Source organism: Sphingopyxis sp. J-6, from assembly GCF_046603995.1.
In the GTDB taxonomy this organism is placed as follows: domain Bacteria; phylum Pseudomonadota; class Alphaproteobacteria; order Sphingomonadales; family Sphingomonadaceae; genus Sphingopyxis.
In genome coordinates, this window is record NZ_CP145810.1 from 2309652 (window position 1) to 2324303 (window position 14652).

General features: G+C 63.3%; 11 protein-coding genes. 8 read left to right on the forward strand and 3 right to left on the reverse strand.

Annotation, left to right across the window (positions count from 1 at the left end; all coding sequences use genetic code 11):
* Positions 1 to 68 precede the first annotated feature (68 nt).
* A complete protein-coding gene (locus tag V6U71_RS11150) occupies positions 69 to 1601 on the forward strand; it encodes a BCCT family transporter (protein WP_411338543.1) in 1533 nt (510 codons plus the stop codon).
* Positions 1602 to 1618: 17 nt separating this feature from the next.
* On the opposite strand, the gene V6U71_RS11155 is transcribed toward V6U71_RS11150, so the two are convergent.
* Positions 1619 to 3694: a M13 family metallopeptidase gene (locus tag V6U71_RS11155; protein WP_411338544.1), complete on the reverse strand. Its 2076-nt coding sequence runs from the start codon at positions 3692 to 3694 to the stop codon at positions 1619 to 1621.
* A gap of 245 nt (positions 3695 to 3939) precedes the next feature.
* On the opposite strand from V6U71_RS11155, the gene uvrA reads away from it, so the two are divergent.
* Positions 3940 to 6834, forward strand: coding sequence for an excinuclease ABC subunit UvrA (uvrA, locus tag V6U71_RS11160; RefSeq protein ID WP_411338545.1), 2895 nt, complete (start codon positions 3940 to 3942; stop codon positions 6832 to 6834).
* 92 nt (positions 6835 to 6926) lie between these two features.
* Entirely contained in the window at positions 6927 to 7661 is a 735-nt protein-coding gene (locus tag V6U71_RS11165; protein WP_411338546.1) for a hypothetical protein, read from the forward strand.
* A 74-nt stretch (positions 7662 to 7735) separates the two neighbouring features.
* Here the strand turns inward: V6U71_RS11165 and V6U71_RS11170 are convergent, their stop codons facing one another.
* Both V6U71_RS11170 and V6U71_RS11175 read right to left on the reverse strand, forming a co-directional pair.
* Complete coding sequence (locus tag V6U71_RS11170) at positions 7736 to 8284, reverse strand: hypothetical protein (protein WP_411338547.1); 549 nt, start codon at positions 8282 to 8284, stop codon at positions 7736 to 7738.
* A 410-nt stretch (positions 8285 to 8694) separates the two neighbouring features.
* The gene (locus V6U71_RS11175; RefSeq protein WP_411338548.1) at positions 8695 to 9006 is read right to left on the reverse strand and encodes a putative quinol monooxygenase; all 312 of its coding nucleotides are present in this window, start codon (positions 9004 to 9006) and stop codon (positions 8695 to 8697) included.
* Between the two features lie 359 nt (positions 9007 to 9365).
* On the opposite strand from V6U71_RS11175, the gene V6U71_RS11180 reads away from it, so the two are divergent.
* The 5 genes from V6U71_RS11180 to pstA all read left to right on the forward strand — a co-directional run bounded on the left by V6U71_RS11180 (position 9366) and on the right by pstA (position 14649).
* Complete coding sequence (locus tag V6U71_RS11180; protein WP_411338549.1) at positions 9366 to 9992, forward strand: AAA family ATPase; 627 nt, start codon at positions 9366 to 9368, stop codon at positions 9990 to 9992.
* Positions 9993 to 10028: 36 nt separating this feature from the next.
* Positions 10029 to 10646: a hypothetical protein gene (locus V6U71_RS11185; protein ID WP_411338550.1), complete on the forward strand. Its 618-nt coding sequence runs from the start codon at positions 10029 to 10031 to the stop codon at positions 10644 to 10646.
* A 143-nt stretch (positions 10647 to 10789) separates the two neighbouring features.
* On the forward strand, positions 10790 to 11851 hold the full coding sequence (locus tag V6U71_RS11190) for a substrate-binding domain-containing protein (RefSeq protein WP_411338551.1): 1062 nt from the start codon (positions 10790 to 10792) through the stop codon (positions 11849 to 11851).
* Between the two features lie 172 nt (positions 11852 to 12023).
* The gene (gene pstC, locus V6U71_RS11195) at positions 12024 to 13400 is read left to right on the forward strand and encodes a phosphate ABC transporter permease subunit PstC (RefSeq protein WP_411338552.1); all 1377 of its coding nucleotides are present in this window, start codon (positions 12024 to 12026) and stop codon (positions 13398 to 13400) included.
* Positions 13393 to 14649 (forward strand): phosphate ABC transporter permease PstA, encoded by a 1257-nt coding sequence (gene pstA, locus V6U71_RS11200; RefSeq protein WP_411338553.1) that lies wholly within the window; start codon positions 13393 to 13395, stop codon positions 14647 to 14649. The genes pstC and pstA overlap by 8 nt, the downstream gene beginning before the upstream one ends.
* Positions 14650 to 14652: the final 3 nt, after the last annotated feature.

Below are 14652 nucleotides of genomic sequence, written 5' to 3' on the forward strand. Positions count from 1 at the left end.
CGACAGTTTGACCTCGGCGCGCGGCGCCGTCATGCTGCCCTGCCACTCTTGTCCGAACGGCGGATCATTTGCCACCATCATCGCGCCATCCGATCAATCGCCCCGTCTTTTTTATTCCGCTGGCGGTGCTGTCGGCGGCGTTGATCGTCAGCGTGTGGCAAGGGGCCGCCTTTGTCGCGGCCGAAACCGCGGTCAATGACTGGATATTGCGCGTCTTCGGCCCCACCTTTGCCTTGGCTGGTGTCGCTTTTCTCATCCTCCTCGCAGTCGTGGCGCTGTCACCGCTTGGCAAGGTGATCATCGGCGGCGCGGAGGCGCGACCGCTGCTGGGGCGGTGGCGCTGGTTCGCGGTGATGCTCTGCACCACGATCGCGACGGGCATATTGTTCTGGGGCGCCGCCGAACCCCTGTTCCATCTGAATACGCCGCCTGCGATGCTCGGACTCGAACCCGGCAGCGACGGGGCAGCGACGTTCGCCATGTCGACGATGTTCCTTCATTGGACGCTCACGCCCTATGCCATCTATACCGTCGCCGGCTTGGCCTTCGCGCTCGTCTATTACAACCGCCGCGAACCGTTCAGCCTGTCGTCGCTGTTCGTCCCGCTGATCGGGCAGCGCGCGCACGGGCCCGTCGGCACGACGGTCGACATCGTCTGCCTCTACGCGCTCGTCGCCGGCATGGCCGCGTCGCTGGGCGCGGGCATCCTGTCGCTCGCGGGCGGGATCGAGGGGCTCGGCGGCTTTGCCGGCGGCACGCCCCTGCGCTGGGGGATCGCAGCGCTGATCGTCGGGAGTTTCCTGATCTCCGCGGCGACCGGACTGCAAAAGGGCATTGCCGGGCTGTCGGTGCTCAACACCTGGCTGTTCTTCGCTATCATTGCTTTCGTTCTGGTCGCCGGGCCGACCGCGAAGATGCTCGGCCTGTCGCTCCGCGGCGGCGCCGATTATTTCGCGACCTTCGTGCCGCGCAACCTTGGCCTTGACGTCGATGGCGACTGGCACCGGCAATGGACGATCTTCAACTGGGCGAACTGGTTTGCCTGGGCGCCGGTGACCGCCTTGTTTCTCGGGCGTCTCGCAGTCGGCTACAGCGTCCGCGCTTTCATCGTCGTCAATCTGATCCTGCCGGCGCTGTTCGGCGCGGTGTGGATGACCGCGATTGCCGGGGCGACGATCGCCCTCGACCGGCAGAGCGGCGCCAGCCTCTATGCGATCCTCAGCGAACAGGGCCCCGATCCCGTGCTGTTCCGGCTGTTCGACGCACTTGGCGGCGGCCCGATCGTCACCGCGACCGTGCTGTTCGCGATCTTCCTGTCCTATGTCGCCGGTGCCGATGCCAATGTGTCGGCGATGAGCGCACTGTCGACGCGCGGCATCTCCCCCGACGCGCCCGAAGCGCCGCTGGGGGTTCAGGCCGTCTGGGGCGTCACTGTCGGGCTAGTCGCGGTGATGCTGGTCGCCTCGTCGGGGATCGACGGCATCCGCATGATGTCGGTGCTCGGCGGCTTTCCCGCCCTGTTCGTCATCATCGGTGCGGCGCTGTCGCTTGTCGTGATGACGATACGGGGACGGCGCGAAGCCGCCCCCGCCTCATCCTGAGAAAGGGGTCTCAGGACTTACCAGATACGTGTGCGATCGTCGGGCTTCAGATAATATTTCGCGCCCGCGCCGACGTTAAACGCCTTGTACCAGGCATCGACGTTGCGCACCGGCCCGATGATGCGCCAGCGCGCCGGGCTGTGCGGATCGCTCGCCACCTGCTGCTTGATCGCATCCTCGCGCGCCTTGTCGCGCCACGCCTGCGCAAAGGCGAGGAAGAAGCGCTGGTCGCCGGTCAGCCCGTCGATCACCGGCGCTTCCTTGCCGTTCAGCGAGCGGTGATAGGCGTCATAGGCGACCTCGAGCCCGGCGAGGTCGGCGATATTCTCGCCCATCGTCAGGTCCGGATTGACGAATGCGCCGGGCGCCGCCTCATAGGTTGCATATTGCGCCCCGAACGCCTTCGCCTGCGCCTCGAAGCGCGCGGCATCCTCGGGCGTCCACCAGTCGCGGACCGCGCCACTGGCGTCGATCTTGCGCCCCTGATCGTCGAAGCCGTGGGTGATCTCGTGGCCGATGACGGCGCCGATTGCGCCATAGTTCACGGCGTCGTCGACATTCTCGGCAAAATAGGGCGCTTGCAGGATGCCGGCCGGGAAGACGATCTTGTTTTCGAGCCCGCCATTATAGGCGTTCACTTCCTGCGGGTTCATCGACCATTTCTTGCGGTCGACCGGTTTTCCGAGGTCCGACAGGCCATAGGCATATTCGAACGCCGCGCTGCGCTTCACATTGCCGTACAGGTCGGCGGGGTCGATCCTGAGCCCCGAATAGTCGCGCCACTTGTCGGGATATCCGACCATGACGTCCATCTTGTCGAGCTTCGCAAGCGCGGCTTCCTTCGTCGCCGGTGCCATCCAGCTATTGCTCCGGATGCGGTCGCCCATCGCGAGCTTCAGGTTGGCGACCAGCGTCTCCATCTTCGCCTTGGCGCTCGCCGGGAAATATTGCTGCGAATAGGTTTCGCCGACCAGTTCGCCGAGGCTGCCGTCGACCAGCGTCAGCCCGCGCTTCCAGCGCGGCCGCAATTCGCCAACGCCGCTCAGCGCTTTCGTATATTCGAAGCGGCTGTCGACCCAGTCCTTCGACAGATAGGTGGCGGCATTGTCGGCGACATGGAATTGCTGCCACAGCTTGATCGTGTCGAGCGGTGTCTTGGCATAGAGGGCGGCGATGTCGCGGATCGCGGTGTTTTCGTTGACGATGATGCGCTGCTGCGGCGCGATCCCGGCGCCCGCGAACCACGCCGTCCAGTCGAGGCCGGGGGCATAGGCGGCGAGCTCGGCCGACGACATCGGATTGTTGATCTTGCCGACGTCGCGGCGGTCGGCGATCGCCCAGCTTACCTTGGCGATCTCGGTCTCGAACGCGAGGATCGCATCGGCGGCCTTTTCGGGGTCGGCGTTGCCGATCATCTTCATCGACCGCGCGATATAGGCGCGATAGGCATCGCGCTGCGGCTTGAAGGCGTCGGTCAGATAATATTCGCGGTCGGGCAGCCCCAGCCCGCCCTGCCCCAGCCACAACACGTTCGTCGTCGGATCGTCGGTGTCGGCATAGGGCCCGCCGCCGACGATCGTCGCCCCGAACGTGCCCTGCGTCGTCCCCATGAAGCGCGCCATCGCGCTCTTGTCCTTGATCGCGGCGACCGCGGCGATGTCCGCCATCAACGGCTTCGAGCCGAGCGCGTCGACACGCTTCTCGTCCATGAAGCTCTGATACAGGCCGCCGACCTGGCTCGTCGCCGGCGCCTCGGTCACCAGCTTGCGGAGCTGGCGCTGGGTCAGGTTATAGACGTCGTAATCGACCCCCGCCGACGCCTGATCGGCAGGAATTTCGGTGCGCGCGAACCAGGTGCCATTAGCATATTTGTCGAAATCGTCGCCGGGCTTCACCGTCTCGTCGCGCGCCGACAGATCGACGCCCCATTTGCCGAAGGTCAGCGCCGTCAGCGATGCGTCGCCCGCGGTGCCCGCTTCATCGGCGCCCGCCGTCAGCGTGACCGCCCGTTCCATATCCTTTGCCGATGCCGGCAACGATGCCAGCGCCGCGGCGATCGCCAGCGACGCCGCGCCCGTAAAAACTGCTTTCATGTCCCCAACTCCTGAAATGCGTCCGCGCCGCACCGAAAGGGGCGGCGAGCATGACCGGAGTTGTCCGCCCGCGACGTCAAGCGGTCAAGCGGACGGGGTGCCATTGGTCGAAGCCCTTGGGGAGTTGGTGGAAACTTGTTCTGCGGCGCCCGCATTGCAGCGGCTGCACCCAGCGCCTATCTTGTCGTCAAAGTCCGCAAGCCCCCTCTTGCACCTCAAGAACAAATCTGGAACACACCTCTCCCATGAGTCTCACCCATATTTCGGTGCGCGGCGCGCGCGAGCATAATCTGAAGGGCGTTGACGTCGACCTGCCGCGCGACGCGCTGATCGTCATCACCGGCCTGTCGGGCTCGGGCAAGTCGAGCCTCGCCTTCGACACCATCTATGCCGAAGGCCAGCGACGCTATGTCGAGAGTCTCTCCGCATACGCCCGCCAGTTCCTCGAGATGATGCAGAAGCCCGATGTCGAGCATATCGACGGGCTGTCGCCGGCGATCAGCATCGAGCAGAAGACAACGTCGAGAAATCCCCGCTCCACCGTCGCGACGGTGACCGAAATCTACGACTATATGCGACTGTTGTGGGCGCGCGTCGGCATTCCCTATTCGCCCGCGACGGGTGAGCCGATCAGCGCGCAGACGGTCAGCCAGATGGTCGACCGTGTGATGGAATTGCCCGAAGGAACACGCGCCTACCTCCTCGCCCCGGTCGTGCGCGGCCGCAAGGGCGAGTATAGGAAGGAACTCGCCCAGTGGCAGAAGGACGGCTTCACCCGCGTCCGCATCGACGGCGAATTTTACGAGATCGGCGACGCACCGGCGCTCGACAAGAAATATAAGCATGACATCGAAGTGGTCGTCGACCGCATCGCGGTCCGCGAAGGCCTCGGCAGCCGGCTCGCCGACAGCTTCGAGACCGCGCTCAAGCTCGCCGAAGGGCTCGCTTATGTCGACCTCGCCGACGGCCCGGTACCGGGGCGCGAGGAGGAAGACACCGGTGGCGCGATGAAGGGCGCCGGCATCCCCGCCAACCGCCTGATCTTCTCGGAGAAATTCGCCTGCCCGGTTAGCGGCTTCACGATCGCCGAGATCGAACCGCGGCTGTTCAGCTTCAACGCACCGCAGGGCGCCTGCCCCGCATGCGACGGCCTCGGCGAGCGGCAGGAGTTCGACCCCGACCTCGTCGTCCCCAACCATGCGCTGAGCCTGAAAAAAGGCGCGGTCGTGCCGTGGGCGAAATCGAACCCGCCTTCGCCTTATTATATGCAGGTGCTCGAAAGCTTGGGCAAAGCCTATGGTTTCGACCTGACGACGCCGTGGCAGGATTTGCCCGGCGAGGTGCAGCTCATCATCCTCTACGGCACCGGCGGCAAGCCGGTCGAGCTGACGTTCAAGGATGGCAAACGCACTTACACGACGCACAAGGCGTTCGAGGGCGTCATCGGCAATCTCAACCGCCGCATGTTGCAGACCGAAAGCGCGTGGATGCGCGAGGAGCTGAGCAAATATCAGGCGGCGCAGCCGTGCGAGACCTGCCACGGCGCGCGCCTGCGCCCCGAACCGCTCGCGGTGAAGATCGCGGGCGAGGACATCAGCATGTCGGCGCAGCGCTCGGTCGCCGACGCGCTCGGCTGGTTCAGCACGCTCGAGGCGAAGCTGAACGACACGCAAAAGCAGATCGCCAAGGCGATATTGAAAGAGATCAACGAGCGGCTCGGCTTCCTCAACAATGTCGGGCTCGACTATCTGAACCTCAACCGTACCTCGGGCACGCTGTCCGGCGGCGAAAGCCAGCGCATCCGCCTCGCCAGCCAGATCGGCAGCGGGCTCAGCGGCGTGCTCTACGTCCTCGACGAGCCCAGCATCGGCCTTCACCAGCGCGACAACGACCGGCTGCTCGCGACGCTGAAGCGCCTCCGCGACCTCGGCAACACGGTGATCGTCGTCGAGCATGACGAGGATGCGATCCGCCACGCCGATTATGTCGTCGACATGGGGCCCGGCGCGGGCGTCCACGGCGGCGAGATCGTCGCCGAAGGCCCGCTCGCCGAGGTGCTCAAGAATAAGAAGAGCCTCACCGCCGCCTATCTCACCGGCGCGAAGAAGATCGAGGTGCCGACGCGCCGCCGCCCCGGCAACGGCTTCGACCTCGTGCTCAAGGGCGCGCGCGCCAACAACCTCCAGAATGTTACCGCGAAGATCCCGCTCGGCACCTTCACTTGCGTCACCGGCCTGTCGGGGTCGGGCAAGTCGAGCCTGATCATCGACACCCTCTATGCCAGCGCGGCGCGAACGCTCAACGGCGCGCGGATGATCGCCGGGCCGCACGACAGCCTGAAGGGGCTGGAGCATTGCGACAAGGTGATCGACATCGACCAGTCACCGATCGGCCGCACCCCGCGCTCGAACCCCGCCACTTATACGGGCGCCTTCACCGTGATCCGCGACTGGTTCGCCGGGCTGCCCGAGGCGCAGGCGCGCGGTTACAAGCCGGGGCGGTTCAGCTTCAACGTCAAGGGCGGGCGCTGCGAGACCTGCACCGGCGACGGGCTGATCAAGATCGAGATGCACTTCCTGCCCGACGTCTATGTGACGTGCGAGACGTGCCACGGCAAACGCTACAACCGCGAAACGCTCGAGGTGAAGTTCAAGGGGATGAGCATCGCCGACGTACTCGACATGACGGTCGAGGATGCGGCGGACTTCTTCAAGGCGGTGCCCGCGATCCGCGACAAGATGGCGATGCTGGTGCGCGTCGGGCTCGGCTATATCAAGGTCGGGCAACAGGCGACGACGCTGTCGGGGGGCGAGGCGCAGCGCGTCAAGCTCGCCAAGGAACTGTCGCGGCGCTCGACCGGGCAGACGCTCTACATCCTCGACGAGCCGACCACCGGGCTGCATTTCGAGGATGTGAGGAAGCTCTTGGAAGTGCTGCAGGCGCTCGTCGACCAGGGCAACAGCGTCGTGGTGATCGAGCATAATCTCGACGTCATCAAGACCGCCGATTATATCCTCGACCTCGGCCCCGAAGGCGGGGTCAAGGGCGGAGAGATCGTCGCGGCGGGGACGCCCGAGCAGGTGGTGAAGGAAAAGCGCAGCTTTACGGGCCAGTATCTGGCGCCGTTGCTGGGGAAGTAGTCGATAGAGCCCAAGTAAAGTCCCCAATTGACAAGGGTTTTTTGCCTTATCAATAGGGACGAACCGCGCTTTTGCGGTTTGGGGGAATATCTATGTTTTTCAGGGTCGCAACCGCTTTTGCGGGTTCCTTTGTCGTGCTCGCCGCTCCGGTCCATGCGCAGGATAGCGCGGCGCCGACCGCCGTCGCCGAAGCTGCCGTCACGACGGCGGACGACAGCGCACCGGTCGCCGCCGTCCCGGCAGCCGTAGCGCCGGTCGTCGCGATCGCCGCCACGGCACCCGCACTGGTGCTGCCGACCGCCACCGAAATCATCCTGACACCCGATGCGGAGGCGAACAGCAAGAAGCTGCGCGAGGGGCACAGCGTTCCGATGCACACCATGTTCGACGTGATGCATGGTGGCGCGATCGTGATCCCGAAGGGAACGCGCGGCATGGGCACGGTGACCTGGCGCACCGGCAAAGGCGCCTTCGGCAAATCGGCGAAGATGGAAATCACCTTCAATGAGTTGATCCTGCCGAATGGCGACAAGGTCGCGCTGACCGGCATGCATCGACAGGAAGGTCAGGGCAACACCGGCGCCGCCGTCGGTGCCGCGGTGGCGGTCGGCGTGTTCGGCGCTTTCGTCACCGGCAAGTCGGCGATCATCCCGACCGGCCAGCAACTGAGCGCGCGGACCGCGGGCCCGCTGGCCTATGCCCTTCCCGCGGAAGCGAGAATTGCGCCGGTTGCCGTGCCGCTACCCGCCGCAGCGGCGGAAACGGCCACGACGGGCGCCGCGCCTGCGGCGACGGCCGAAGCCGCCGACACGCCGACGACCAACTGATGTGAAGGGGGGAGCGGGCGCGCGTCCGCTCCCTTCCCGTCAGATCGGGCCGCCCCCGCAGCGCGCGCGAAAGCTCAATGCCACACCGCCGACAGCGGGTAGAGCGCGATCAGCCAGACGAGGCAGGCGACCGTGACGCGGCGGTGCCTTGTCCAGACGCCGAGCAGCGCGACGGGGAAGAAGGACCAGCTCACCACGAGGTTGCGGGCGCCGAACGACGGCGCCCCGGCATAGGCCGCGACGGTTGCCATCAGCGCGATATTGGCGAGGAGGACGCCGCCGAGCACCTTGCGCCGCTGGCGGTCGAAATGCGCGTCGAGGTCAGCCCATGCCGCGGGGTCGTCGGGAAAGACGAGGCTGGCGGCGATGAAATAGATGGCGGTGACGACGAAGCCGCCGAACAGCAGCGGCCAGCTCAGCGGCAACAGCTCGCGCATCGCCCAGCCGTACATCCAGAAGGTGACGACATCGCACGACACGAACAGCCCGAGCAGCGCGGTCGGCCAGCCGATGCGGACATGGTGGCTGGCCTTCAGCGCCCGCGCCAGCCCGCCCAGCCCCTCGGCCAGCGCAAGGCCGAGGATCAGCCCGAACAGCGAAAAGATGAATTCGAACCCGCTCATTTGCCCCCCGATGCGGCGCGCATGCCCCGCGGCGAAGCTGTGGCAAACAATGGCACGCCGGGCAAGGCGAAGCCCCGCCCCTGCCCTCGTCGTCACCCCGGACCTGATCCGGGGCCCGCGTGAGGACGCCAGCCCTGGTTCGGGAAAAGATTATCTCACACAAAGACGCGAAGGCACGAAGAGGGCTGTTTTCTATCGCTACCGGTCGATTGCCAAATGAGCGCCGTGTCGATCAATGCCGGACGAAGTCCGGCCATCTTCGCGCCAACGCCCAAGCGACACGCGGCATCGGCGGCCGAAGCCGCCCTCTTCGTGTCTTTGTGTGAGACTGAACGCCGCCGCGGCCGAACCCGCCGCCAGACACCCCACGCAACCCCTTTTTCGCCTTTGCGGCTTTGCGTGAGATTAATCTAAGGCGCCATCAGCGTCGCGGTGATATCCTCCGCCGCATAGATGCGGATCACCGGCGGCGCGGGCGACAGCGCGCGCATTTCGGCGACGAAGCCGCGCGCGGCGGGCAGCGCGAAATGGGCGCGGACCGCGTCGACGCTCTCCCACTCCTCGACGAACATCAGCCGGTCGGGGTTTTCGACATCGATATGGCAATTATGCGCCAGACACCCCGGCTCGGACCGCGACCGCGCGCTATGCTTGGCGCCGAGCGCGATCATGCGCTCGCGATGCTCGGGGGTGAGAATGACGTGGCCGGTGATAAGGATCATGCTTCGCCTTCAATTGGTTTCAAGGATAGACTAAATCCGCCTCAAACTCCCGAGCATTGACGTATCTCAGAATCAGCGCAAATGTCTACGCATGGTCTCTGCTATCAAATTTCCCTGTGATCTGTGTGGCTCGTCGGTGCACTTCGGCGGTGGTCGATATGAAGGACACACATTACCGCACTACGAAATGTTTCTTTGCCATCCCTGCTACTCAATGAATTGGGACGGAATTTCACCACTCCTTGAACCAAAATTCTTGGCACATTTGAAGCTTAATAATATACCGGTTCCGAAACGAAACCCTAAGGGATGGTTCCCAAGGTAGCTCACCTCCCTTTAACAGAAGAATTTGGTAGAAAATGACATCGAATCTAAAGCTAAAAGATGTTTTCACGCCGGGCGGCCAACCGTCGGTGACCTATGTTAGTCGAGACCATTTGAAACTGGAACAGCGAGTCAAAGAGGCCCTTGCCCGAGGCTACGCAATAAATGTGGTGACGGGGCCAACAAAGTCGGGAAAAACTGTTCTGTGCAATCACGTTCTATCTCAAGCTGGGGCCTCTGTATCTATAGAAGGCGGTCAAATTAGGACCGATGAGGAATTTTGGTCTCAAATTGCCCATCAACTTGAGCTGGGCCGGGAACGAGTGCGAACAGAATCTGGTAGTCAAACAGATACCGCATCGGGCGGACTAAAGCTCGGTATTGCGAATGTAGCGGAAATAAATTTCGGAGGAGACAGTGCTGTTGGCCGAACTACCGAACGCTCTATAACATACGATGTGAACCACAAGCTAGCTTCTTTACAGCACATGGTCGACAATGATGTCGCATTGCTGGTTGATGACTTTCACTACATACCTCAAGACGTTCAAAAGTCCATAATACAGACATTGAAGGGTGCAGTTTTTAAAGGTCTTTCTGTAATACTCCTAGCTGTACCACATCGCGCATTTGATCCAATTACTGTAGAGCAAGAACTATAAGGTCGATTTAAGCATATCGAAATCCCGCCATGGGACATGAATGACCTAGTCTTAATTCCTCAACGGGGATTCGAGGCGCTGAACGTCGAAACATCCACGCGACAGAATAATACAATTTGCGCAGAAGGGTTTGGGAACCCCTTGCTCGTTCAAGAGATATGCAGCGAGTTCTGCATAAAAAGCGGCATTTTCGGATGGTCAGCCGATAAGCAGAAGCTCGATATAGGCTCACTTGAGACCGCATTAAATGAAATTGCAAAAAGCAAAGGTTTTCCAAAATATAGCAAATTGAAGGCGGGACCCGATGCCAGAAAGAAAAGGCAATCTCGACAATTCAAAGACGGGACGTCGCAAGATAAATACTCAGCGATCTTGATGGCCGTCGCAACGCTCGGCCCGAAAACCCGCACGAGCTATGATGAAATTCGTTCCACATTACAGGCTATGCTTACCCCCTCTTCAATGCCCGCAAAGCACGAAATCACTTCTGCTCTTGTCAATATGAGTAAAATTGCTCGAGAAAAGATTGAAGGTGAGCCACCGATTGAATGGGTATCAAGTGAAGACAGCCTTGTTATTACGGATCCTTTTTTGTTATTTTACATGAAGTGGGCGACCCACCATGAAGCCCCTGGGACGCAAACACTACTATGAGGTAGGCAGCCATAGCTGCCTTCATGACACTTCCGTGACACTCCCTGTCACAAACACGTCACAGTACTCCCCCATTTGCGGCTCAGCGAGTCGCCGCGGGGGTGGCGGCTTGGATTGGTAACACCCCCTCAACAGGATTACCCATGCTGCAGAAATTTGCTCCCAAGGTCCTGGGCATCGCTGGCGCCGCGACGTGCGCTTTGGCGCTTTCCGCGTGCCAGGATCAGGCCTCCTCGGGCGGCGGCGCGCGCGATTATATCAGCGCGGTCGGTTCGTCGACCGTCTATCCCTTTGCAACCGCGGTCGGCGAGAAGTTCGCCGAAGCGACCGGCAACAAGACGCCCAAGATCGACAGCACCGGCACCGGCGGCGGCTTCGAGCGCTTCTGCGCCGGGGTCGGCGGCGACACGCCCGACATCGCGAACGCATCGCGCCGCATCAAGAAGAAGGAATTCGACACCTGCGCCAAGAATGGCGTCAAGGACATCGTCGAAATCCAGGTCGGCATCGACGGCATCGCGCTCGGCGAAGCGCAGCGCGGCCCGGGCTTCAAGCTGAGCGAAGAAGATGTTTACAAGGCGCTCGCCGCGAACCCCTATGGCAAGCCGAACGCCGCGAAGACGTGGAAGGACGTCAACCCCGCCCTTCCCGCGGTCGCGATCTCGGTCTTCGGGCCGCCGTCGACCAGCGGTACCTATGACGCGTTCAAGGAGCTGATCCTCGGCAAGGGCTGCGACGCCAATCCCGAGATGAAGGCGCTGAAGGACAGCGACAAGGACAAGCATGAGGCGACCTGCACCACGCTGCGCGGCGCGCCCTATTATGTCGAGCAGGGCGAGAATGATAACCTCATCATCTCGAAGCTCGACAAGAACCCGACCAGCCTCGGCATCTTCGGCTTCAGCTATCTCGATGCCAACAAGGACAAGATCAAGGCGGTTCCGGTGCAGGGCGTTTCGCCGACCTATGCCGCGATCGCCGACGGCAGCTATCCCGGTTCGCGTCCGCTCTTCATCTATGTGAAGAAGGCGCATGTCGGCGTCGTCCCCGGCCTCGCCGAATATGTCGCCGAGTTCCTGAAGGGCGCCGGCGAAGGCGGTTATCTGAACGCCAAGGGCCTGATCGTGTCGCCGAAGGATATCGCGGCGACCGCCGCGGCCAACGGCAAGGCGATGACCGTGCTCGACGGGTCGGTGCTGAAGTAAGGTTGCTCCCGATGGTGGCCGGGCGGGCTCGTCCGGTCCGGCCGCCGCCCCTTTTTATCGTCATTGCGAGCGAAGCGAAGCAATCTCCAGCAGGCGTCCAGCATTGCGATAGCTGGAGATTGCTTCGTCGCTACGCTCCTCGCAATGACGGGAACGGTTTGATGAGAAACACGTGACCTTCAACGCCGCCGCCCTTTTGCTTTTGATCGCGGGTCTCGCGCTGATCGGCTGGCTCGCCGGCCGCGCGCGGTCGAGTCTGCTCGCCGGCCGCGCCGGGACCAAGCTCCACTCGCGCCCGCAATATCATGGCTGGTATGTCGCGCTGTGGCTGTTCGCCCCCGCCGCGCTGTTCCTTGCCGTCTGGTCGTCGGTCTCGCCGGCGCTGATCACCAACCAGGTGCTCACGAGCGAGGCGGCGCAAAGCCTGCCGTCGTTCGGGTTCGAGCGCGGCGCGATCCTCTCCGACGCGCGCAACGTCGCCGAGGGCAAGCAGGCCGCGGTGCGGCTGCCCGCCGCGGCGCCGCTGGTGAAACCCTATAGCGACGCGACGCACCGCTATGCGTGGATCGGCATCGCCGCGATGCTGGCGCTGGCGCTGGCGGGCGGGCTCTACGCCTTCACGCGCATCCGCCCCGATTTCCGGGCGCGGACGCGGGTCGAAAAGATCGTGATGCTGTTCCTGCTGCTCGCGTCTTTGGTCGCGATCCTCACGACCTTCGGCATCGTGCTGTCTTTGCTCTTTGAATCGATCCGCTTCTTCCGCCTCGTCTCGCCCGCCGAACTGCTGTTCGGTACGACATGGGCGCCCACCAGTGGCGCGCCGCAGCCCGACACCTTTGGCGGCATCCCGCTGTTCTGGGGCACGGTGCTGATCGGTGCGATCATCGCGATGATCGTCGCGATCCCGATCGGGATGATGACCGCGGTCTACCTCACCCAATATGCCGCGCCGACGGTGCGCAAATGGGTGAAGCCGTTGCTCGAGATTCTCGCGGGCGTGCCGACCGTCGTTTACGGCTATTTCGCCGCGCTGACGGTCGCCCCGGCGCTGCGCGAGTTCGCGGTGATGCTGGGCATTCCGAACGCCTCGACCGAAAGCGCGCTCGCCGCCGGTATCGTGATGGGCGTGATGATCATCCCCTTCGTCTCCTCGATGGCCGACGACAGCATCAACGCGGTGCCGCAGGCGATGCGCGACGGCTCGCTGGCGCTGGGCGCCACCCCGAACGAGACGATCCGCCAGGTGCTGATCCCCGCCGCGCTGCCCGGTGTGATGGGCGGCATCCTGCTCGCGGTCAGCCGCGCGATCGGCGAGACGATGATCGTGGTGATGGCCGCCGGCCTCTCGGCGAACATGACCGCCAACCCCTTTGCCAGCGTCACCACGGTGACCGCGCAGATCGTCAAGCTGCTCACCGGCGACCAGGAGTTCGACAGCGCCAAGACGCTTGCCGCCTTCGCGCTCGGCCTCGTCCTCTTCATCGTTACGCTGCTGCTCAACATCGTCGCGCTGCGCATCGTCAAAAAGTATCGTGAAGCTTATGAATAGGCAGACCACCCCCACCGACTGGGAGGGCGCGACGATGCAGAAACGCATCGCGGGCCGCTATGCCGCCGAACGCCGCTTCAAGCTGATGGGGCTGGGCGCGGTGCTGCTCTCGGGCGCCTTCCTCGCCTTCCTGCTGTTCGTGATGGTCGGCAACGGCGCGCGCGGCTTTACCTATACGCATGTTTCGGTGCCGGTTGATTTCAAGGCGATGCCGCTGACGATCGACACGGCGCGGCTGGGCGACGCCGACGCCGATCAGGTGATCGCGAACGCCGGGCTTGCCGACATCGTCGCCTTTGCCGCCGACGAGGCGCTTGGCAGCGACGGATCGAAGCTGATCAGCGAGAACGCGTGGAAGGAAGTGCGCTCGGCGATCAAGGCCGATCCCGAATTGCTCAAGAGCAAGACAATGTTCGAACTGCCCGCGTCGAGCGAGGTCGATATCGCCGCCAAGGAAGGCGCCAAGGGCGCGCTCGGTGCGAAGGTCGACGCGCTGGAAAAGGACGGCAAGCTGTCGACCGGCATCCACTGGCCCTTCTTCAAGAACGCCGATGCGACCGACCCCGCGGTCGCGGGCATCTGGGGCGCGCTCAAGGGATCGGTGCTGACGATCTTCATCGCCTTCCTCATCGCTTTCCCGACCGGGGTTCTGGCCGCGCTGTATCTCGAGGAATATGCGGCGAAGAACCGCTGGACCGACCTCATCGAAGTGTCGATCAACAACCTTGCCGCGGTGCCCTCGATCATCTTCGGCCTGCTCGCGCTCGCGGTGTTCATCAACTGGTTCGGCCTCTGCCAAGCGAGCCCGCTCGTCGGCGGGCTGACGCTGGCGCTGATGACGATGCCGGTGATCGTGATCGCCAGCCGCAACGCGATCAAATCGGTCCCGCCGTCGATCCGCGATGCCGCGCTGGGTGTGGGCGCAAGTCCCGTGCAGGTGGTGTTCCACCATGTCCTGCCGCTCGCCCTTCCCGGCATCCTCACCGGCACGATCATCGGCATGGCGCGCGCGCTGGGTGAGACCGCGCCGCTGCTGCTCGTCGGCATGCGCGCCTTTATCGGCGACGTGCCGGGCGGCATCTGCTCGCCCTCGACCGTGCTGCCGATGCAGATCTTCCTCTGGTCGGATGAAGTCGACCGGGGCTTTGTCGAGAAAACCTCCGCCGCGATCATCGTGCTGCTTATCGTGCTGCTGTCGATGAACGCCTTTGCGATCTACCTTCGCAACAAATTCGAAAAACGCTGGTGACCC